The sequence below is a fragment of the Methylosinus sp. is20ea genome (assembly GCF_059718135.1).
In genome coordinates this window covers 3,931,828-3,953,038 of sequence record NZ_AP046088.1, presented here as the reverse complement: position 1 = coordinate 3,953,038, position 21,211 = coordinate 3,931,828, and the positions used below count along the sequence as shown (strand labels likewise).

Below are 21,211 nucleotides of genomic sequence, written 5' to 3'. Positions count from 1 at the left end.
GCTTCGGCCTGTCGCCGCGACCGGAGCCAGGAGATCACCGATGATCCGTCTCACCAATCCGGACAAGCCGCTTTATCCGGCCGCCGTCCATATCACCAAGCAGCGGCTCGTCGACTATTGGCGCCGCGTCGCGCCTTTCGCTCTGCCGCATATAGCGGCGCGTCCTCTGTCGCTGCTGCGCTGTCCCAATGGCGCCGCGCAGGCCTGCTTCTTCCAGCGCCATCATCGGCGCGGCCTGCCGCCCGGCCTGCGTCCCGCGCTGATCGGGACCGAAGAATTTCTCGTCATCGACGATCTCTCCGGCCTCGAAGGCGCGGCGCAGATCGACGCGCTGGAGCTGCATATCCGGGGCGTCCATGTCGACGCGCTCGAGCGCCCCGATCGCCTCGTCTTCGATCTCGATCCGGACCCTTCCGTCTCCTTCGACGAGGTGAAGCGCGCCGCGCGCGATTTCCGCGCTCTGCTCGAGGCGGCGGGTCTCGCGAGCTTTGCGCTGCTCACCGGCGGCAAGGGAATGCATGTTGTCGCGCCCATCGACGCGGCGCTCGACTGGCCGACCTTCACCGCCTTCGCGAAAGGCGTGGCGACGCGACTCGCCGCTGACGACCCGGCCCGCTTCACCGCAATGGCGACCAAGGCGCGGCGCGTCGGCCGCATCTATATCGACTATCGGCGCAATGAGCGCGGCGCGAGCGCGGTCGCGCCGTTCTCGCCGCGCGCGCGGGAGACGCCCGCTGTGGCGACGCCCGTCGCCTGGGAGGAGCTCGGCCGGATCGAGCGCGCCGATTGCTATTGTCTCGACAAAATGGAGCGGCGCCTCGCCGCGCTGCGCGCCGATCCTTGGAGCGGCTATTTCGATCTGCGACAAGGCGTCTCGCCGGCGGCGTTGCGCATGTTCGCCGGGGTCGGTCTATAGCATTCTTTCATGGGAGCGAATTCTGATCGATCGAACGGTTCCGTTCGATCGGAAATCGCTCTAGTTTCGACGGTTCCGTTTCTCGAAAGGCCGGCGCATGGAGACGACCGAATTGTTCCGCCGCCTGACGGTGGCGCTGGCGATCGGCCTGCTGATCGGCCTCGAGCGCGGCTGGCAGGCGCGCGAGGACGAGGAGGGCGAGCGCGCCGCCGGATTCCGCACCCATGCGCTGGCGGCGTTGCTCGGCGCCGTCTGGGGCGCGATCTCGAACCAGACCGGCATCGGCGGCGCCGTGGCGCTGGGCCTCGCCTTTGCGATTTTTTCCGTCGCTATCATGCTGTTTCGCTTTCGTGAGATCGTTCACGACGAGACTTTCGGCGCAACCACGGTCGTCGCCGCGATGCTGGCCTTTGCGCTCGGCGCCTTCGCCGTGGTGGGCGACGTCGAGGCGGCGGCCGCGGCCGGCGTCGCCACGGCGGGATTGCTGGCGTTGAAATCCGCCGCCCATGGCTGGCTGCGGCGGGTGAGCTGGGTGGAGCTGCGCTCCGGCCTGACGCTCGCCGCCATGACGGTCATTCTGCTGCCTCTGCTGCCGGACCGCGCCGTCGATCCCTGGCAGGCGGTCAATCCGCATGAGATCTGGCTGATGACCGTGCTGATCGCGGTCATCAACTTCCTCGGCTATGTGGCGATGAAGGCGGCGGGCGGCGCGCGCGGCGTGGCGCTGACGGGGATCGCCGGCGGCCTCGTCTCCTCCACCGCCGCGACGATGACGATGGCGCGCCTGTCCCGCGAGCAGAGCGGTCAGCCGTCGCTGTTCGCCGCAGGCGCATTATTCGCCAACGCCACAATGGTGTTCCGCGTGCTGGCGATCGTCGCATTGATCGATGCGCGACTGCTCGGCGCGCTCGCGCCGCCCTTCGCCGCCGGCGCGGCCGTGCTGCTTTTGTTTGCGGCTATCTTCATGCGCCGCGCCGCCGCCGTCGCGTCGGGCGAAGGCTTTGCGCCGAAGAACCCGCTCGATCTCGGCTCTGTGCTCGAATTCGGCGCGCTGCTCACCGTCATCGCGATCCTCGCGCGGCTGGCGGCGCGCATGGCCGGCGGCGCCGGCGTGCTCGCCGTGGCGGCGATCTCCGGCTTCGTCGACGTCGATGCGATCACTCTGTCGGTGGCGCGGCTCGACCGCGCGACGCTGGAGCTCGATGTCGCGGCGGCGGCGATCGGCGTCGCCGTCGCTGTCAACACGCTCGCCAAGGCGGCGCTGACCTGGTGGATCGGCGGCTCGGGCCTCGGCTTTCGCGTCGGCGCCGCTTCGGCGCTGGCGCTGGCCTGTGGCGTCGCGATCGCGCTGCTCGCGCGCTGACTGCCGCGGAACCTTCGCCGGGCCCGCCCGTTTCCTCCGTTGAACCGGCCTGTTTCCTTTGCCGAACCCGCCTATTTCCTTCGCTGAACCAAGGAGGCGAATGATGAAAGTCCAGGACATTATGACGCGCGAGGTCTGTCTCATCGAACCCGATCAGACGATCCGCGACGCGGCGCGACGCATGGCCGATCTCGATGTCGGCCTTTTGCCTGTCGGCGAGAACGACCGCCTCGTCGGCATGGTCAGCGATCGCGACATCGCATTGCGCGCCGTGGCCGCCGGCAAGGGCGCCGAGACGAAGATTCGCGACGTCATGACCAGAGACGTTCGCTATTGCTATGAGGATCACGACGTCGAGGACGTCGCGCAGAACATGGCCGAGCAGCAATTGCGGCGACTGCCGGTGCTCGATCGCCGCAAGCGTCTCGTCGGCATCGTCTCGCTCGCCGATCTCGCCATGGATCGCGACGCCGGCCTCAGTGGCGCGGCCTTGCGCGGCGTCTCCCAGCCCGGCGGTCATCATTGCCAGAGCGCGCGCGCCGCCTGAGCGGCGAAAAAGCGAAATCCTCCTATTGGTCGGCCGAGGTCGGGCGCAAGAGCAATGCGCTTGACCTCGAGCCGGACGTCTTCACGCTCGACGATCCCGCCGCCATCGCGCGCTCGCTGAAGCATTCGGCGGAGTCGAGCCTGCGCCGCAAGAGCGCGCCCTTCCGCTCCGCGATGTCCATGCTGAATTTCTACATAAATCGCGCCGGCCGCGGCCTGCCGGCGGAGCGCCTGCGTACATTGGAAAAGGCCAAGATCGAGCTGCGAAAGCTCTTCCGGCGCGCCTGAAACGTCGCCGCATTGTCGCCACGCCAGAGCTGTTAAACACATTTTAGAAAACGTCATACGCGAAACGGCAAAGTCATTGCTGGCCACGACGGCCGTCTCTAACCTGCCGGATCGACCGCAACAGCGTCGGGAAGATTCATGTCGGACATTCTCCAGGGCGCCGGCGACGTTCTCGCCTATTCTTCGACGGCCTCTGAAGCGCGAGCCGAAGCGAAGTCGACGCGCCTGCGCCTTCACGAGCTCGACGGATTGCGCGGCTGGGCGGCTTTCTCCGTTCTGCTCTTCCATTCGACATGGCAGACCTTCGGCGAGAATTTCGCCATTCTCCGCAATTCATGGACGGCCGGGCTCGTCGACGGCTCGCTCGATGTGAGCGTCTTCTTCGTCGTCTCCGGCGCGGCGCTGAGCGCGCCCTTCTTCTCGGGAGGCGGCGGCGAATACATTCTCTCCGCGGCGCTGCGCCGCTATATCCGCCTGACGACGCCGATCGTCGCGACGGTTCTGCTCCTCATTCTCGCGGAGCGCTTCGGCTTGGCGCGACTTGGCGAGGCCTCGCACATTGCGCCGGGCCTTTCAGCCATCGCCGGCGAGACGGGGCTGAGCGTCGCGCATGCGCTGAAATGGGCGTTCTGCAACGTCTATACGAAGCCCTTCGAATGGGGGCCCGCGCTGCCCTTCCTATGGACCATGCCGTGGGAGATGGTCGGCTCGCTGGCGCTGTTCCTGCTGCTCGCCTGCTATCCGGCGATGAAACGGCCGGAGCGTTCGATCGCCATCGGCGCGTGCTTCTTGATGCTGCTGTTTCCCTATCTCGCCGCCTTTCTCTTCGGCGCGCTGATCGGCAAGGCGAAATTGACCGGAGCGCTGGTCGCGCCGGCGCCGGGACGCCTCGCTTTTCTCGACTCGCTCGCGGCGAAAATCGCGGTGGTGGCGGCGCTCTATGCGCTCGCCGCCTGGTCGATGACGGCGGGCGCCGTCGCCCATGCGCATGTGATTCTCGCCGTGGCGATTGTCGCTCTGGCGCTGCGCTGGCGCGGGCTGTCCGATTTCCTCGCCGAAAACGCCATGTCGCGCTTCCTCGCGAAAATCTCCTTCCCGCTCTATCTCATCCATTATGTGGTGATCGTGACGGCGACGTCGGGGATGATCGCGCTCGTCGGCGACAGGCTCACACTGCCGCTCGCTCTCGTGATATCGGCGGCGACGATCCTTCTCTCGATCGTCGCGGCCGTGCTCTTCCAGCCCGTCGAGCGTTTCGCCCATGCGGCCAGCCGGCGCTTCGCCGCGCTGGTTCTGGGCTAGAGCGTTTCCAGCCGAAGTGGATGCCGGTTCGGCGTTGGAAACGCGTCGAAACAAAAGCCTAGAGTCTTTCCGTGTTTCATTGGAACACGGAAAGACTCTAACGCCGCTCAGCCGTTGAAGGGGCCGAGCGCGGCTCGGATCTTTTCCGCCTGCGCTTTCAGCTTCTCGCTGTCGGCCATGGTTCCCGGCGGGCGCAGCGCGACCCCCTCGAAGCGCGGCAGAATGTGGAAATGCAGGTGGAAGATCACCTGTCCGCCGGCGCTCTCGTTGAACTGCTGCAAGGTAAGCCCATCGGCGGCGAAGGCCTCCTTGGCGGCTTTGGCGACATGCTGCACGCGGGTGACGAGCGCCGCGAGGGCGGCCGGCTCTATGTCCAAGAGCCCGCGCGCGGGAACCTTGGGGATCACCAGCACATGGCCCTCGGCGCGTGGCATGATGTCCATCATGGCGAGCGCGACATCATCCTCATAGACCTTATGCGCAGGGATTTCGCCGCGCAGGATTTTGGCGAACACATTGTCCTTGTCATAGGCCGCGGCCATGGGGTCTCTCCCGGCTGAAATGTCCTACTCTCCCGATGATTGGGTCCGCGCCTTTCCCCCTCTCCCCGCGAGCGGGGAGAGGGCCGGGGTGAGGGGCTCGGGACGCGAACCATGATCGGAAAACGCCTCGAGCCCCTCATCCTCACCTTCTCCCCCGTATACGGGGGAGAAGGAAGGCGGCGAATGTCGCGCGTCGCTAATCGCCATATTCGAAGCTGCGCTTGTTCTCCATGCGGAAGCTATGCGCCGGATAGACGCCGATGATCTCCAGCTCCTTGGAAAAGAAGCGCAATTCGTCGAGCGCGCGGGCGAGCGGCGGCTCGTCCGGATGGCCGTCGACATCGGCGAGGAAGCGCGTCGCTGCGAACTCCCCGTCGACCATATAGCTCTCCAGCTTGGTCATGTTCACGCCATTGGTGGCGAAGCCGCCGAGCGCCTTGTAGAGCGCCGCCGGCATATTGCGCACGCGGAAGACGAAGCTCGTCATCGTCGGGCCATTGCCCGGCGCCGGCCATTTCGCCGTCTTCGACAGCACGACGAAGCGCGTGGTGTTATGCGCGGCGTCCTCGACATTTTCCGCGAGAATGTCGAGGCCATAGATCGACGCGGCGAGGCGCGGCGCCAGCGCGGCCTTGCTCTTGTCGTTCCATTCCGCGACCTCGCGCGCGGCGCCGGCGGTGTCGCCGGCCGTATGGGCGACGAGGCCGAGCTCGCGGATGATCCTGCGGCACTGGCCGAGCGCATGCACATGGCTATAGACGCCGCGCAGCGTCTCGCGCGTCGCGCCGTGCGGCGCCATCAGCTGAAAATGGATGGGCAAAAAATATTCGCCGATGATGTAGAGCCCGGCGTTGGGCAGGAAATGATGAATATCCGCCACGCGGCCGGCGATCGAATTCTCGATCGGGATCATCCCCAGCGCCGCGACGCCCTCGGTGACCGCGGCGAAAGCGTCCTCGAAGCTCGCGCAGGGTAGGGGCTCATAGCCCGGATAGGCGTCCCGGCATGCGATGTCGGAATTGGCGCCGGGCTCGCCCTGATAGGCGATTTTCGGCCGCTCGCTCATCGACGGCTCCGTTCCACTTTGTCCTGCGCTTCCCGCAGGCGTTGAAGATCGGCGCTGGTATCCACCCCGCGCGGCGCTTTGTCCAGGATCATGGCGTCGATGCGCATCCCGGCCTCGAGCGCCCGCAACTGCTCCAGCCGTTCGCGAATCTCGAGCGGGGAGGGCGGCAGGCCGGTAAAGCGCGCCAGCGCCGCGCGGCGAAAGGCGTAGACGCCGATATGATGGAGATACGGCCCTTCGCCATGCGGCGCCGGAGCGCGGGTGAAATAGAGCGCGCGCATCCGCCGTGGCGCGACCTCGGCGCCGATCAGCTTGACGACATTGGGATCGTCGCGCTCGCTCGGGCCGGCCGGGGCCGCCAGCGTGGCGATATCGACCGAAGAGTCCTGCAGCGGCTCCAGCGCGGTCGTGAGCGCGGCGGGCGCAATATCGGGCTGGTCTCCCTGCAGATTGACGATCACGTCATAAAGCGCCGCCGGATCGAGCTCGCCGAGCGCCTCGCCGATGCGGTCGCTGCCACAGGCGTGATCGCCGCTGGTGATCACGGCGCGCCCGCCCGCCGCCTCGACGATGCGCGCGATCTCCGCCGAGTCGGTCGCGACTGCGACCGGACCGATGGTGGCGGCGAGCGCCTTTTCCAGCACATGCAGGATCATCGGCCGGCCGGCGATCGGCGCGAGAGCCTTGCCCGGAAGGCGGGAGGAGCCCATCCGGGCGGGGATGACGACCAGCGGGCGGGTCATTGCGGGCGGGTCATTGGATAAAAACCGCTCTCCTTCGCCGGGCGGCCGCTCTCGCGGCGCCTCAGTAGGCGTTCTGGTCCTCGCCGACCCAGCCCTTGTCGGACCGCACGAAATGCAGCGTGCCCTCGGCCTTCAGCACTTCGCCCTTCTGGAAGCTCTGGCTCTGCGCGAGGCCGAGATAGGCGCAGCGGCCACGCGCGCGCTCCTCCGCACAATTGGCCTCATAAGCCTCGGGGAATTGCACTTCGGCCTCGTACCAGAGCTCATAGGCTTCGGCGCTCGGCGTCTTCAGCGCGCGGCCGTCGGTCTTTTTGAAGGAGATCAGCTTGCCGCTGACGCTCTGCTTGGCGAGCAGGTTGCGCAGCACCTTGGCGCCGACCGCGTCATTGGGCTCGCTGCCGCCGCTGCAGGCGGCGAGCGCCAGGGCCGCCGCGCCCGCCAGCGCCAATCCAAGACCTCGCATTCCGAGACCTCGCATCCCAAGAGCTGGCATCCCAAGAGCCGGCATCCCAAGACTCCGCACCCCAAGAGCTCGCATCGTCATCGATATTTCCTCCCGCGCCGGCGCCGGCGCTCTGCTTGGTGGCCAGTGGCCCGTCGCTTCCGAAGGCCCCCGGCCGGGTGGGTTTGCCACAAAGCTCGATCCCGAGCAAAGGCGGCGTAGACATCCGCATCCCTTCGATGTGACAGAGCAGGCCCACCGCGACGGGGTCGTTTCACAAGCCACTGTTTTTGACTTAATATCTGGAAACTTGTAGAAAATCTTGCCAGATGGTTGCATTTTTATGCAGCTGAGCTAACCTCAGCCATGCCAAAACGTGGTGCGCGTCAGGCAGCGTCGGGGGGCAAGAAGAAGAAGAACCCCAGGCGTGCTTTTGTGTTCGATGCGTATCGGCAAACAACTTCGAATACCCTGCGGAGTGCTCAGGTCCGCCGCATCTCCTGGGTCCGTGGGGTTGGCCGGCTGGCGTTGGTTGGAGTGGCCTCCTTAAAGCCAGCGCCAGTCGGCCGCCTTCGTTTCGGGGGAAACGAAGGCGGCCGCTAGCCGGCAGGCGCGAAGACGGAGAAGAGAAATCTTCTCCTCCGGCCTGAAACGAAACGAGCCCGGAACGGATTTTCCGTTCCGGGCTCGTTTCGTTTTATCGGCTCGTTTCGAGAGAGAAGAGGCGGGGAGGCCCGCCTCGCCTCACTTGATCTTGGTTTCCTTGAACTCGACATGCTTGCGCACGACGGGATCGTATTTCTTGAACACGAGCTTCTCGGTCTTGGTGCGGGCGTTCTTCTTCGTCACATAGAAGGTGCCCGTGTCGGCCGTCGACAGAAGCTTGATCTTGATCATGGCGGATTTGGCCATTGCCGTCAGTCCTGAACTGGTGAGGGGACACTCTCGCTCCCGATCCATCACGAACCCGGCGGCGAATTGGCCGGCACCATAAGGACGCGGGCGCCTTTGTCAAGGCAGGCAAAGACGGTGGCCGGGCAAAGGCGCGTTTTCGCTCCGAATTCACCCTTCTGGGCGTGTTTTGCGTCCATTTCACAGATGTTTCGCCTGTCCGACGTCGTCAGCGCCGCGACGGACAGGCGCCGCCGTCGCGCCAGCGATTCAGGCAGGCGTCGTCATTGCGCAGGGTGAGCGGAGCGAACCATCGCGCCTGCTGGCCGTCGATCAGCTGGCTCTGATCGATCCAGGTCCCGACCGCTGGAATCACGGTCTGATAGCGGACCGCGTCTTCGCCTGGCGCGGCGGTGAGCGTCGGGGTGGAGACGACAGGCTCGGGCCCATAGATTGCCGCTGCCGTGCTTTCGCCTTTGCGGCGGCCGCCGCTCACCAGCCAGAGCTGATTCTGCTTCGCCGCGGCATAGGGGAAGAAATCCGCGCGGCCGGTCGGCGGATCGGGAACGCCGAACAGCGCCGAATCGATCTCGACCTTCAGCGGCGAGGGCGCGCCGGCCGGCGCCGCGAGAATATCGACGCGTTGGACGCCATAGAGTCCGCCGAGTTCCGGCGTCGCGAGCTCTTCCGCCGTGGCGAGGCCGATGCGGCCGAGCGGCGTCGAAACGACGGCGATCTCATTTCCCGGCTTCGCCCAGGCCCGCGCCTCGCCCGGATGCGTCGCGCGATAGCGGCCGAGAATGGCCCCGTCCGGCCCGGCGAGAACGACCGTATGATAGACGCGCTCGCCTTCCCGCTCCGGGTAGCTGCCGGCGACATAGGCCTTGTGCGCGCGGGCGAGAGAGGCGAGCACGCGCTCGAAAGCGCCGCCTTGCTCTTCCGCGCGGGATTTTATCTCCTCGGGTGAAAGGCTCGAGGGAAGGCCGGAAAGCTCGGGAAGGACAGTCAGCGAACCTTTCTGTGGCTTCGTCTTCTCCATCAGCGACGGCCCCTCGGGCCATTGGGCGGCGACCAGCGTCGCCTTGCGCCTGGTCTTGGCGGCGTTGGGGTCGATGGGGCTGCGATGGAGCGCGAGCCACGGCGTGTAGAGCTCCGGCCGGCGCAGGGCCAGCCGTTCGGCGCGGGTCTTGCCGGCCTCGGCCGGCGTGATGTCCGTGCTGTAGACGCCTTTGAGCCCGGGGGGCAGCTCTTCCGGCGGCGCGACGGGCGCCTGGACGAGCCTATGCCCCTCGGGCGACCATATGCTCGAGCCGCCATTGTAATAGAGCTTGCCGCCCGTGATGGGGTTGGTCTCGACGCCGCTGCGGGTCGCGCCGATCACCCATAGGCCGTTCTGCGCGCTCAAATATTGGACGTTCGCGACGGTCGAGTGATCGCCTTTGGATTGCGCAGCGGGCGTCCCTGGCATCACGCGGTCGGAGACGGAGTGCCAGGCGATGATCTCGGCCCCGCGCAGCGCCGCGAGACGCGCATATTGCCAATAAGTGTCGTCATAGCAGATCAGCAGCGCGATGCGGCCGATCGGCGTGTCGAAAACCTCGACGCCGGTGTCCCCGGGCGCGAAGACCTTTTGATCCTGCGGATTGAGCCCGATCTTGCGATATTTGCCGATGACGCCCTTCGGTCCGAGCAGCACGGCCGTATTGTAGGGTAGGCCGGTTTCGGCGTCCCGCTCGGCGATCCCGACGCTCATATACATGCCGGTCCGGGCGAGGACGGGAAGCAGAGCCTTCGTCGTGTCGCCGGGAATCGTGTCGAGATAGGGCGCGATCTGCGACGGATCGCTGAACAAATAGCCGCTGACGGCGGTCTCTGGAAAAACGGCGAAGGTCACGCCCTGCCGGGCGACCTGTTCCACCGCGTCGGCGAGACGGCGGATGTTGCCGTCGAGATCGCCCCAGGCAGGGATGAAATCCACCGCCGCGACCTTGATGGACCGCGCGGACGGCGCCTGAGCCGCGGCGACGCCCGCAGTCCAGAGCAGAGCGAGAAGGATAGCGACTGCCGTTTTCCGCTTCATGCGCGCGTCCCCGCGAGACGAGACCGGCCGCTGCGGCCGGGTCCTTCGCATGAAATATCGGGCGCTATCGCCCCGCGACCGCCGCGACCACCGCGGACGGCGCTCGAGGCGAAAGTTTCGTCAAACCGCCGGCCGTCTCATTTGCGCCGCTTCTGCTTCGCGCGCTCGACGCGGCCGCGTCCCGAGAGGCGCCCGCTCTTCATCGGCGTCGATCTGCGTGCGCCGCCCGCCACCTCGAAGCGCAGCGCTCCGGCGATCGGCGTCGCCTCGACGAGCCGCGCCTCTATCACGTCGCCGAGCCTGAAGCTCTCGCCCGAGCTGCTGGTCAGCGCATGGCCGGCCTCGTCGTAGCGAAAATATTCGCGCCCGAGCGTCGCCGCCGGAATGAAGCCGTCGGCGCCGGTGTCGAGCAGCCGCACGAACAGCCCCACGCGCGTCACGCCCGAGATGCGCGCCGGAAAGCGCGCGCCGATCTGCGCCGCGAGATGGGCGGCGATGAGCCGATCGACGGTCTCGCGCTCGGCCGCCATGGCGCGCCGCTCGGCGCCGGAGATGCGCGCCGCCACCTCGGCGAGCTCGCCCGCCGCAATATCCGGCATGGCGCCGGGGCCGAAATTCAGCGCGCGGATCAGCGCGCGATGCACGACGAGATCGGCGTAGCGGCGAATCGGCGAGGTGAAATGCGCATAGCGGCGCAGGTTAAGGCCGAAATGGCCGTAGTTCTCATGCGTATATTCGGCCTGCGCCTGCGTGCGCAGAATGATCTCATTGACGATATTCTCATGCTCCTTGCCGCGCACGCGCGCTAGAATGACGTTGAAATGCGAGGGCCGCAGCACCTGGCCCTTTGCGAGCTTCACGCCGATCGTCGAGAGGAATTCCGAGAGCGCCGCGATCTTCTCGCGCGAAGGCTCGTCATGGGCGCGATAGATGAGCTTTTGCCGGTTCTCCTCGAGGACTTCCGCCGCCGCCACATTGGCGAGGATCATGAATTCCTCGATGAGCCGATGCGTCGAAAGACGCGGCGGCACGACGACGCGGTCGACCGTTCCGTCGGCTTTCAGCAGAATTTTGCGTTCCGGCAGCTCCAGCTCCAGCGGCGCGCGCAATTCGCGCGCCTGATCGGCGGCCTGATAGGCGCGAAACAGCGGCTGCAGCACATGCTCCATCAGCGGCGCGCAAATCTCGTCCGGGCGTCCGTCGAGCGCCTCCTGCGCTTGCGCGTAATTGAGCTTGGCCTTGGAGCGCATCATCACGCGATGGAAAGAATGGTCGAGCTTGTGGCCCTTCGCCGTGATGCGCATGCGCACGGCGAGCGCGGGCCGATCCTCGTGCGGTTTCAGCGAGCACAGATCGTTGGAGATGCGCTCCGGCAGCATGGGCACGACGCGATCGGGGAAATAGACCGAATTGCCGCGCTCCAGCGCATCCTTGTCGAGCGCCGAATGCGGGCGGACGTAATAGGCGACGTCGGCGATGGCGACAGTGACGATATGGCCGTCCTCATTGTCCGGCGCCGTGTCGGGCTCGGCGAAGACGGCGTCGTCATGGTCCTTGGCGTCGGGCGGATCGATGGTGACGAGCGGCAGCTCGCGCCAATCCTCGCGATGCGCCTCGATGCGGGCGGCTTTCGCCGCCGCGGCCTCGGCGATCGCCTCGGCGCGGAACTCGTCCGGAATGCCATGGACGCGCAGCGCGATCATGCTGATCGCCTTTTCCGTCGCCAGCGAGCCCAGCGTCTCGCGCACGCGGGCGCGCGGCGCGCCGAGCCGCGTCTTGCCGACGAGGTCGACGGAGACGAGATCGCCGTCCTTCGCCTCGCCGCGATCTTCCGCCGCTATGGCGAGCTCGCGGCCGGCCTGCTTCTTGTCGACCGGCTCGATATGCGCGACGCCATTGGCGGCGACGCGCAGCACGCCGATGACGCGCGCGCGCGCCTTCGACAGTAGCTTTACCACGCGCCCGGCATAGGGGGGATCATTGGGGCCGGCGTCGCGATCCGGCTCGGCGCGAACCAGCGCGCGGTCGCCGACGCCGGGCAGCGGCTCGCCGGGCTTGGGCCGGCGCGGCGCGGAGATGCGAATGCGGGGAGGGGCCCCGAGCTCGTCGGCGTCCCATTCGGCCGGCGCGGCGATCAACTCGCCGTCGGAATCGCGTCCCACTATATCGGCCAGCACGACGGCGGGCAGCACGCCCGGCCGCGTGAGCCGCTTGCCGCGCCGCTCGAGCGCGCCCTCCGCTTCGAGCTCGGCCAAGAGGCGCTTCAGCCCGATTCGATCGGAGCCGGTGACGCCGAAAGCGCGCGCGATCTCGCGCTTTCCGATTTTTCCCGTATTGCCCGCGCGGCTCATCGCCTCACGCTCACGGGCGATGAAGGCGAGAATGTCCTCTCGGGAGGGAAGGGGCGAGGGAGGCGAGCCGAGCTCGCGGGGTTTTCTGGTCAAAGTCGGTCTCGAAGGCCGCGGAATCGTCCGGTCGGCGGGCGCCGGGACGTCGATATATACACCGCGCGCCGCCCGCCGCGCGTCGACGATTTGCGCTCCGTTTACGCTTTCTCGAGGTTATCGGACGTCAATCGTATTTGCCCGGATCCATTTAGAGCCGGATGAGAAATTTGCCGTAAGCATAAGCTGTTCTATTTTCACAAACCTCGAGAGCTCCACTATGCGGCCTATATCGGGATCGGCTCGCTCTTTCGCGCAAGATCGGGGCGGAAATGTCGCGATCATACTCGGCTTGAGCTTCGTGCCGGTCATCATGATGATCGGCGCAGGAATCGATTACGGCCGCGTAGCCGCGGCGCGCGGCTCGCTGCAGCAGGCGGCGGACGCGGCCGTGCTCGCTGTGGCCAAGGGCATTGTCACCTCCACCACCGATCAGCAGGCGCGCAGCCAGACGCAGGTCTATCTCGGCGCCAATTATCGCAACCTCACGGCGACGGTGACATCGGCGACGATCGCCACGGATCGGCTGTCGCTCTGCATCACGGCGCAGGCGCAGGTCGCGACCACCATCATGCAGATCGCCCGGATCAGCACGATGTCGACTCGAGCGACGTCCTGCGCGGCGCTGCAGGGCGGCATCAGCCCGACCGACACCTATGAGATCGCGCTGGTGCTCGACAATTCCGGCTCGATGAGCGAGAGCACCAGCGGCACGACGAAGATTCAGGCGCTTCAGAGCGCCGCGACGAGCTTCGTGAACACCATGTTCTCCAAGGCGCCGGGGCGGGCGAAGTTCTCGGTGACGCCTTTCGCGGGCGGCGTCGTCGCCCTCGATCCGACCGTTTCGACCAATCGCAGCCTGTCGTGGATCGATCTCGCCGGCGCCAATTCGCAGCATTGGATCGCTTTCAGTAATGGCGAGGTCGCCAGCAACGGCAAGGTCGACCCGGTAAAGGCGAAGGCGGACGCCAACGCTGCCGGCTTCACCAATCGCTTCGATATTTTCAACAAGCTCAAGGCGCGAAATTCGAGCCTCGATTGGCGCGGTTGCTTCGAGGAGCCGGCATATCCGTATGATGTGCAGGATCTGACGATTTCCTCTACGAACGCCGAGACGCTGTTCGTCCCCTATCTCGCGCCCGACGAGCCCGACAGCGACAATGATTACGGCAACAGCTATCTCAACGACAACGACACCGTTTATTCGGGTTGGGGCGGAGGCTGGGGTTGGGGCTGGGGCTCGTCTTCGTCCTCGTCTTCGTCCTGCAGCGACACGGCGAGCACCGAATGGGGCAAGCTCACCCATATCTGCAAATACAATACGAGCAATTCGATCAGCGGCTCCTTCGGTCCGACGAGCTTCTTCGGGCCGAACCAGTTCTGCCCCGACAATTCGACGCAGACGGTTCTGCCGCTCTCATCGACGCAGACGACGGTCAACAACAAGATCAGCCAGCTGACGGCCAACGGCAACACCAATCTGCATGTCGGATTCATGTGGGGCTGGCGGACGATCTCGCCGGTCGGTCCCTTCACGCAGGGCAGGGCCTATAGCGCGTCAGGCAATCACAAGGTCATCGTGTTCATGACGGACGGATTCAACAATTGGGGCGCCCAGACGCGCACGCTCGTCGGTTCGGACTATGAGTCGCTCGGCTATTACACCTACAATGGAACGGCCAATGGGCGCCTTCCGGACGGAAGGACGGGCGACGGCGTCAATTACCAGTCGTCGCTGACGGCTTCGGCCGGCAGCAGTTCCAGCTATCTTTCGACCTCGCGCAGCGCCGAGGACGAGCTGACGCTCGAGGCCTGCGCCAACGCCAAGGCGGCGGGAATCGAGATTTTCACCATCGGCTTCTCGATCGCGAGCGATCCGATCGACGATCAAGGCCTGACGCTGCTGAAGAACTGCGCCACCAATACGGCCCATTATTTCGCGGCGACCGACGCCGCGAGCCTCAACCTCGCCTTTTCGACGATCGGCACCGGGCTCGGCTCGTTGCGGCTGACGCAGTGAGGGGACGTCAGCGCTTGGGCCTGTGAAGCTCGGCGGCTTCGCGGATCGCCGCCGTCAACTCGCCGGCGGTGGTGGACGGACGCCCGAAAGGCGTCCGTTCTTTTTCGCGGCTTTGAAGCTGCGCTATGGCGCGCTCTTCCGCGATCTCGACCCGCCCGACCATTTCCTCGAAATCGCAGGTCTTGGCGCCGTTCGGGTCATATTCCGGCCGCAGGCGTTCGAGAAGCGCGCATACAGAGTGACGGTCGGCGGGGCTGTGAAATTCTTGCTCATGCAAGATGAGCCACACCTCGAAGCAAGGGTTCGAGCGGCACACGCCGACGCCTGTCGAGACGCATAGCGCGACGGCTTCGTCGAATCGAGGATGGTCGTCGACATCGAAGGCCGCCCAGACTTGATCGCCCTCCTCGAACGAATTTTTCGGCTTGCGGCGGCTTCGCTTCGCCAGCCCTTCCTCGACCGCCCGAGCGACCGCTCGTTCCGCGACGGTCATCGGCACGCCGGCTTGGATGGTCTCGACCTTTATCAGCGCATTCCGATAGTGGCGCTCCAGCGCGCGAAAATAGGATGGCTCGGTCTTCTTGCCCTCGCAATAGATGATGATTCGACGCTTCGGCTGGCGCTTGGCCTTGTCGCGCGCGAGGTCCCAGCGGTCCCGCGCCATGCGTCAGTTCGTCTTCAGCAGATCGGCGGCGGCGCCCGCGAAGGGAATGGCGCCATAACGGCCTTGCAGATAGCCCTTCTCGAGATTGTCGCCCTTACGCGTTTCTATGTCGCTCAAGGGATAGAGATGCGTCGCGCCGGTCTCATCCTTCTCTGTGAACCAGACTTGATCGCGCCGAAGGGCAGGGGCGTTCAGCAGATTGGTGTCGTGCGTCGTCACGATCAGCTGGGCGCCTTTGGGGTTTGTGTCTTTCGAGGCGAAAAGGGAGAGGATCAGCTCAGAGGCGCGCGTGTGGACGTGGCTACCGAATTCGTCGATGACAATGGGGAAGCCGTCGTCCAAGGACCGAAAGATCGGGCCGAGCATGGAGAGGATATGGACCGTACCTGCACTTTCATCCGTCAGGTCAAGAAATGTTACTTTTCCATTTGCAGCATTGTGGCCTAGTTGGAACGATGACCGATTTTGTCGAACATTATTTCTGCTATCAACAGCATGTCCGCTACGAAGAAGGCGGACACCTGCATTGTTCGAGTAAATGCATGTGTTGGCTTCATCGTATAGGACGCCGCCAACCTCAACATTATACTGAGTTCTAATGATGCGAGCATCGTTTATCCCAGCTTCAATGCGAGAGAGAAAATTTATCACTCGTAAATCAATTTTCGTATTTGCAAGTATTTGTGATACATCTTCTAGCATCTCTGGAACTTCACTATCAATTGTAATTAAAGAGAAAAAGCTCGCGACCTCGCCCAACTCCTCATGATTATTCTGCGCCGCCGCCGACAAAAAAAGACTATTCGGCCGCGTCAAATCCTCGATGACCTTGTTCCGCCCCTTCAAGCTCCGACCGAATTTGAACTCCTGCCGCTCGCGCTCGAACAGCAGCGTGACCGGCCCGCCGCGCCAGACATGCAGCGATTCCTGCGTGAATTCATTTCCCAGCGCCTCGAAGCGATAGGCGTAACGCGCGCCGTTCCAAATGAACTCGATGGAGAAGACGCTGGGTTTCGTCGCATAGGCCGGGTCGAGCAGAAAGGGTTTCAGCGGGATGGGCGCGCCCGGTTCGCCCTGGCGGTGCGAGTTGCGCACCAGCAACTGCATATGCGCCAACGCCCGCACGAGATTGCTCTTGCCGGAAGCGTTGGCGCCATAGATCACGGCCGAGGGCAGGATTTTTTCGGAGCGCAGCGCGGGCGTGTCGATGAGGCCGCCGGGCTCGTCCTTGAGCGCGGAGGCGATCATCGACAATTGCTGCTCGTCGCGGATCGAGCCGAAATTGGCGACGGAAAAGCGCAACAGCATCGGATCGTCCTTCAGCTATTGCGCAGTCTATAGGCGATTTTCATCGACATTCTGTGAATATGACGTGTGAAATGCGTCAAGGCAACGAGAGGCGGCGCGAAATCGCGGCTTCGCGCCTCCGCTCACTTCCCCGACGCCGCTTTCTTGACGGGCTTCTTGGCCGGCGCCTTCGGGGCGGCGGCCTTTTTCACGGGAGCCTTCGCCGCCGGCTTGGAATCGGCGAAGGGAACCTCGTCGCTCTCTTCTATGTCCTTCTTGGCGGCTGCTTTTTTCGCCGGCGCCTTGGCCTTCGAGGCGGGAGCGGCCTTCTTTGCCGGCGCCTTCTTGGCCTTCACCGGGCCGCCCTTCTCCTCGATCAGACGGATCGCTTCATCCAGCGTCACATCCTCGACGCCCATGCCCTTGGGCAGAGTGGCGTTGACCTTGCCGTGATTGACATAAGGACCGTAGCGGCCCTCGCGCACGGTGATGGCGCCGCCCTGCGGATGGTCGCCGAGCGACTTGCCGCTGGCGGAGCCGGCGCCGCTCGCCTTGGCGGCCAGGAGCTCGACGGCCTGCTCGATCGTCAGGCTCGCCGGATCGGTTCCCTTGGCGAGAGTCGCATTGACCTTGCCCCAATTCACATAGGGGCCGAAGCGCCCGCTCTTCACGCTGATCGCGCCGCCTTGCGGATGGTCGCCGAGCGTGCGGCCCGGGTCCGAGGCGCGGCCGAAGCGCGATCCGCCGCCGCCGCTCTCCTTGGTGACGATGAGGTCGATGGCGCGATTGCCGCCGATCGAGAGAATATCGTCATCGCGGCCGAGATTGGCGTAGGTCTTCCCATGCTGGACATAGGGCCCGAAGCGGCCGATGCCGGCGACGATCGGCTCGCCGCTCTCTGGATGTTTCGCCACCTCGCGCGGCAGCGACAAGAGGCGGATCGCCTGCTCGAGCGTGAGCTCGTCGGCCTTGATGCTCTTGGGGATGGAGGAGCGCTTGGGCTTCTCGCCTTCCTCCGCCTCGCCCTCCTGCACATAATCGCCGAAGCGACCGCCACGCAGAGTGATCTCGGCGCCGCTCTCCGGGTCCTGGCCCAGAACCCTCACGCCGGGACGCGCGCCCTCGGCCGCGTCGCCGGTCGGCGGGGAGAGCGTGCGGGTGAAGCGGCATTCGGGATAGTTGGAGCAGCCGATGAAGGCGCCGAATTTGCCGAGCTTCAGCGACAATTGTCCGGCGCTGCAGGCCGGGCAGGCGCGGGCGTTCGAGCCGTCGGGCTTGGCCGGGAAGATATGCGGGCCGAGCAAATCGTTGAGGCTGTCGAGCACCTGGGTGGTGCGCAGCTCCTTGGTGCCGTCGACGGCGCCCGAGAAATCGGTCCAGAAGTCGCGCAGCACCTCTTTCCAGTCGATCTCATTATTGGAGACCTTGTCGAGCTTCTCCTCGAGATCGGCGGTGAAGTCGAACTCCACATAGCGGGAGAAGAAGCTCTCCAGAAAGGCCGTGACGATGCGGCCCTTGTCCTCGGGGACGAGGCGCTTCTTGTCGAGCCGCACATAATCGCGCTCGCGCAGCACGGCCAGCGTCGAGGCGTAGGTGGAGGGGCGGCCGATGCCGAGTTCCTCCATGCGCTTGACCAACGTCGCCTCGGTGAAGCGCGGCGGCGGCTCGGTGAAATGCTGGCTCGCGTCGATCTTCTCGCGCGTCGCCGGCTCGCCGGGCTGCATCGGCGGCAGGCGGCCGCCGTCCTCGTCCGCTTCGTCGTCGCGGCCCTCCTGATACAGCTCGAGAAAGCCGGAGAAGCGCACCACCTGGCCGGAGGCGCGCAGCTCCAGCGCGCGCTTGCCGACGGCGGCGTCGATGTCGACGGTGGTTCGCTCGAGCTCGGCGGACTCCATCTGGCTCGCTATGGTGCGGGTCCAGATCAGCTCATAGAGCTTGGCCTGCTCCGGCTCCAAATGCTTGGCGACATGCTTGGGCAGGCGCGAGAGCTCGGTCGGACGGATCGCCTCATGCGCCTCCTGGGCGTTCTTGGCCTTCACCGTATATTTGCGCGGAACCTTGGGCACGAAGCGCTCGCCATACTCCTTGGCGATGACTTTCCGCGCCGCCGTTACGGCTTCCGGCGCCATATCGACGCCGTCGGTTCGCATGTATGTGATGAGGCCGGCCGTCTCGCCGCCGATGTCGACGCCCTCATAGAGGCGCTGGGCGATGCGCATGGTCTGCGCCGGGGCGAGGCCGAGCTTGCGCGACGCCTCCTGCTGCAGCGTCGAGGTGGTGAAGGGCGCGTAAGGGTGCCGCTTGACCGGCTTGGCCTCCACCGAGCGAATGGTGAAGGCGGCGCTCTCCAGCGCCTTTTTGAAATCCTCGGCCTCCTGGCCGGAGCCGATGTCGAGGCGCGTGATCTTCTTGCCGTCCGCGCCCGAGAGGCGGGCGGTGAAGGGGTCGCCGGCCTTGGTTTTGAGATGGGCGATGAGCGACCAATATTCGCGGGTGACGAATTTCTCGATCTCGAGCTCGCGGTCGCAGACGAGGCGCAGCGCCACCGACTGCACGCGGCCGGCTGAACGCGCTCCGGGCAGTTTGCGCCACAGCACCGGCGAAAGGGTGAAGCCGACGAGATAGTCCAGCGCCCTTCGGGCGAGATAGGCGTCGACCAGCGCCTGATCGATCTCACGCGGATGCGCCATCGCCTCTTTGATGGCGTCCTTGGTGACGGCGTTGAAGACGACCCGCTCGATGCGCTTGTCGCCGAGCGCTTTCTTCTTCTTCAATATGTCGAGCAAATGCCAGGAGATGGCCTCGCCCTCGCGATCCGGATCGGTCGCCAGAATGACCTTGTCGGCGCCTTTGACGGCTTCGGCGATCGCCGAGATGCGCTTGGCCGATTTGGCGTCGCTCTCCCATTTCATCGCGAAATCTTCCGAAGGGTCGACCGAGCCGTCCTTGGGCGGCAGGTCGCGCACATGGCCGTAGCAGGCGATCACATTGAAATCGCGGCCGAGATATTTGTTGATCGTCTGGGCCTTGGCGGCCGATTCGACGATGACGACGTTCATCGAGCAGTCCTTCAGAAATCCGGTCGCGGGCGGCCCGCCTGGGGCGTTGCCGGGGGCCCGGCCCGCGGTTGGGGCGCGAACATGGGCAAAAGGGGGGCGTCCTGTCAAATAGGGGGTGAGACGGCCCTCCGGCGGCCGCGGCCGGATCGGACGTTGATCGCCAATTGCGGCGGCACACATTTTCGTCCCCATCCGCGCTCTATGCAGGGGTGAATTCGGGGCGGGACGGCTATAGTCCGCGCGAGAAAGCGCAGCCGAGGCCGCGCCCGCTCCCGAATGCTCTAGGCTTTTGTTTTGACGCGTTTCCAACGCCGAACCGGCGCCCACTTCGGCTGGAAACGCTCTAGGACGGGAAGAATTCGCCATGGCCCGATCGAAATTCACCACCGACGATCTTTGCGCGGCGCGCGAGGCCGGGGTCATAGACGCCGCCGCCCATGAGCGCCTGTCGCGATTCCTCGACGAGCGGGGAGCGGCCGAGCGCGGAACGATGGCGGAGGGCGCGCCGCGCTTCGATATCGTCAATGTGCTCTGGTATATGGGCGCGCTGATCGTGATGGGCGCGATGAGCCTGTTCAGCACGACCGCCTTCGGCCTCTGGGGCCCGCGCGCGCTCATGCTCACCTCGCTCGCCTATGGCGTGGGCTTCGCCGGGGCGGGCGCGTGGCTCTGGCGCCGTCGCGGCCTGCGCACGCCCGCCGGCCTGCTGGTGACCTGCGCCGTGTCCATGGCGCCTCTGTTCGTCTTCGCGCTCCAGCTCCTCGGCGGCCATGATCCGACCGAAGCCGCGCCCTATCATGACTTTTATGTCTGGATCCGCTCGAGCTGGCTGCCCATGGAACTCGGGACCATTGCGGCGGCGCTCCTCGCCCTCGTCTTTTTCCCCTTTCCTTTCCTCACCATGATCATAGCCTTCGCTCTGTGGTTCATGTCCATGGACCTGACCCCCTGGCTCTTGGACGAGGCGCATTTCACCTATCAGCAGCGCGCCAATGTGAGCCTCGCTTTCGGCGCGCTCGTCATCGCCGTCGCCTGGCTCGTCGATCTGAAGCGCTGGCGGGGAGGGGACTTCGCCTTCTGGCTGCATCTGTCCGGGCTCCTCGCCTTCTGGGGCGGGCTGACGGCGCAGCACAGCGGCGACGAGATCGGCAAGGCGCTCTATTGCGCGATCAATCTCTGCCTTCTGCTGCTGTCGCTGGTGCTCATGCGCCGCGCCTACGCCGTGTTCGGCGCTTTTGGAATCACGCTCTATCTCGGCCATCTGGCGGCGGAGGTGTTCAAGGATTCGATTCTGTTTCCCTTCGCTCTGTCCGGGATCGGCGTCGCTGTGATCGCCGCCGGGCTGCTGTTTCATCGTCACGGCCCGCGGCTCGGCGCGGCGATCGGCGCGGCCCTGCCCGATTATGTGCGCGGACTGCGGCCCGCCCATGCGCGGGACGGGCTTTGAGAATGGCGCGGAAAGGGGGGCTGAGGGGCGCGAAAGCGCGCCGATCGGCGATTGCGCTTCGTGGGCGGCCGGTCTATATGGAGAACATCCCCCGCATGGTTATCCGTAAAT

The 21,211-nt window shown here is 65.3% G+C and carries 17 protein-coding genes; 7 read left to right on the top strand and 10 right to left on the bottom strand.

Translation table 11 applies throughout. From position 1 onward, the window contains the following. Nucleotides 1–40: 40 nt before the first annotated feature. From ligD to AC6IY7_RS18430, 5 genes are all read left to right on the top strand, one after another. Entirely contained in the window at nucleotides 41–916 is an 876-nt protein-coding gene (ligD, locus tag AC6IY7_RS18450; RefSeq protein ID WP_497780855.1) for a non-homologous end-joining DNA ligase, read from the top strand. 97 nt (nucleotides 917–1,013) lie between these two features. Further along, nucleotides 1,014–2,279: an MgtC/SapB family protein gene (locus AC6IY7_RS18445; protein ID WP_497780854.1), complete on the top strand. Its 1,266-nt coding sequence runs from the start codon at nucleotides 1,014–1,016 to the stop codon at nucleotides 2,277–2,279. 103 nt (nucleotides 2,280–2,382) lie between these two features. Continuing rightward, nucleotides 2,383–2,826, top strand: coding sequence for a CBS domain-containing protein (locus tag AC6IY7_RS18440; RefSeq protein WP_497782886.1), 444 nt, complete (start codon nucleotides 2,383–2,385; stop codon nucleotides 2,824–2,826). Further along, a complete protein-coding gene (locus AC6IY7_RS18435) occupies nucleotides 2,802–3,113 on the top strand; it encodes a DUF3175 domain-containing protein (RefSeq protein ID WP_497780853.1) in 312 nt (103 codons plus the stop codon). The genes AC6IY7_RS18440 and AC6IY7_RS18435 overlap by 25 nt, the downstream gene beginning before the upstream one ends. Nucleotides 3,114–3,251: 138 nt before the next feature. Next, entirely contained in the window at nucleotides 3,252–4,415 is a 1,164-nt protein-coding gene (locus AC6IY7_RS18430) for an acyltransferase family protein (RefSeq protein ID WP_497780852.1), read from the top strand. A 107-nt stretch (nucleotides 4,416–4,522) separates the two neighbouring features. Here the strand turns inward: AC6IY7_RS18430 and AC6IY7_RS18425 are convergent, their stop codons facing one another. The 7 genes from AC6IY7_RS18425 to rnr all read right to left on the bottom strand — a co-directional run bounded on the left by AC6IY7_RS18425 (nucleotide 4,523) and on the right by rnr (nucleotide 12,623). Next, nucleotides 4,523–4,957, bottom strand: coding sequence for an HIT family protein (locus tag AC6IY7_RS18425; RefSeq protein ID WP_497780851.1), 435 nt, complete (start codon nucleotides 4,955–4,957; stop codon nucleotides 4,523–4,525). Nucleotides 4,958–5,153: 196 nt separating this feature from the next. After that, complete coding sequence (locus tag AC6IY7_RS18420) at nucleotides 5,154–6,023, bottom strand: prephenate dehydratase (protein WP_497780850.1); 870 nt, start codon at nucleotides 6,021–6,023, stop codon at nucleotides 5,154–5,156. Then, a complete protein-coding gene (locus tag AC6IY7_RS18415) occupies nucleotides 6,020–6,766 on the bottom strand; it encodes a 3-deoxy-manno-octulosonate cytidylyltransferase (RefSeq protein ID WP_497780849.1) in 747 nt (248 codons plus the stop codon). The genes AC6IY7_RS18420 and AC6IY7_RS18415 overlap by 4 nt, the downstream gene beginning before the upstream one ends. Before the next feature lie 61 nt (nucleotides 6,767–6,827). Continuing rightward, entirely contained in the window at nucleotides 6,828–7,229 is a 402-nt protein-coding gene (locus tag AC6IY7_RS18410) for a hypothetical protein (protein WP_497780848.1), read from the bottom strand. A 723-nt stretch (nucleotides 7,230–7,952) separates the two neighbouring features. After that, entirely contained in the window at nucleotides 7,953–8,120 is a 168-nt protein-coding gene (rpmG, locus tag AC6IY7_RS18405; RefSeq protein ID WP_003612885.1) for a 50S ribosomal protein L33, read from the bottom strand. A 208-nt stretch (nucleotides 8,121–8,328) separates the two neighbouring features. After that, nucleotides 8,329–10,179, bottom strand: a complete 1,851-nt coding sequence (locus AC6IY7_RS18400; protein WP_497780846.1) for a nitrilase-related carbon-nitrogen hydrolase — start codon at nucleotides 10,177–10,179, stop codon at nucleotides 8,329–8,331. Between the two features lie 137 nt (nucleotides 10,180–10,316). After that, entirely contained in the window at nucleotides 10,317–12,623 is a 2,307-nt protein-coding gene (rnr, locus tag AC6IY7_RS18395; RefSeq protein ID WP_497780845.1) for a ribonuclease R, read from the bottom strand. Nucleotides 12,624–12,924: 301 nt separating this feature from the next. Here rnr and AC6IY7_RS18390 point away from each other — a divergent pair, with 301 nt between their 5' ends. Continuing rightward, nucleotides 12,925–14,643, top strand: coding sequence for a VWA domain-containing protein (locus tag AC6IY7_RS18390; RefSeq protein WP_497782885.1), 1,719 nt, complete (start codon nucleotides 12,925–12,927; stop codon nucleotides 14,641–14,643). 7 nt (nucleotides 14,644–14,650) lie between these two features. Here AC6IY7_RS18390 and AC6IY7_RS18385 read toward each other — a convergent pair whose 3' ends face one another. The 3 genes from AC6IY7_RS18385 to topA all read right to left on the bottom strand — a co-directional run bounded on the left by AC6IY7_RS18385 (nucleotide 14,651) and on the right by topA (nucleotide 19,653). Beyond that, on the bottom strand, nucleotides 14,651–15,307 hold the full coding sequence (locus tag AC6IY7_RS18385; RefSeq protein ID WP_497780844.1) for an RloB family protein: 657 nt from the start codon (nucleotides 15,305–15,307) through the stop codon (nucleotides 14,651–14,653). Nucleotides 15,308–15,310: 3 nt separating this feature from the next. Beyond that, on the bottom strand, nucleotides 15,311–16,615 hold the full coding sequence (locus tag AC6IY7_RS18380; protein ID WP_497780843.1) for an AAA family ATPase: 1,305 nt from the start codon (nucleotides 16,613–16,615) through the stop codon (nucleotides 15,311–15,313). Between the two features lie 122 nt (nucleotides 16,616–16,737). After that, complete coding sequence (gene topA, locus AC6IY7_RS18375; RefSeq protein WP_497780842.1) at nucleotides 16,738–19,653, bottom strand: type I DNA topoisomerase; 2,916 nt, start codon at nucleotides 19,651–19,653, stop codon at nucleotides 16,738–16,740. A 364-nt stretch (nucleotides 19,654–20,017) separates the two neighbouring features. Here topA and AC6IY7_RS18370 point away from each other — a divergent pair, with 364 nt between their 5' ends. After that, nucleotides 20,018–21,100 (top strand): hypothetical protein, encoded by a 1,083-nt coding sequence (locus AC6IY7_RS18370; RefSeq protein WP_497780841.1) that lies wholly within the window; start codon nucleotides 20,018–20,020, stop codon nucleotides 21,098–21,100. The last annotated feature ends 111 nt before the right edge of the window (nucleotides 21,101–21,211 follow it).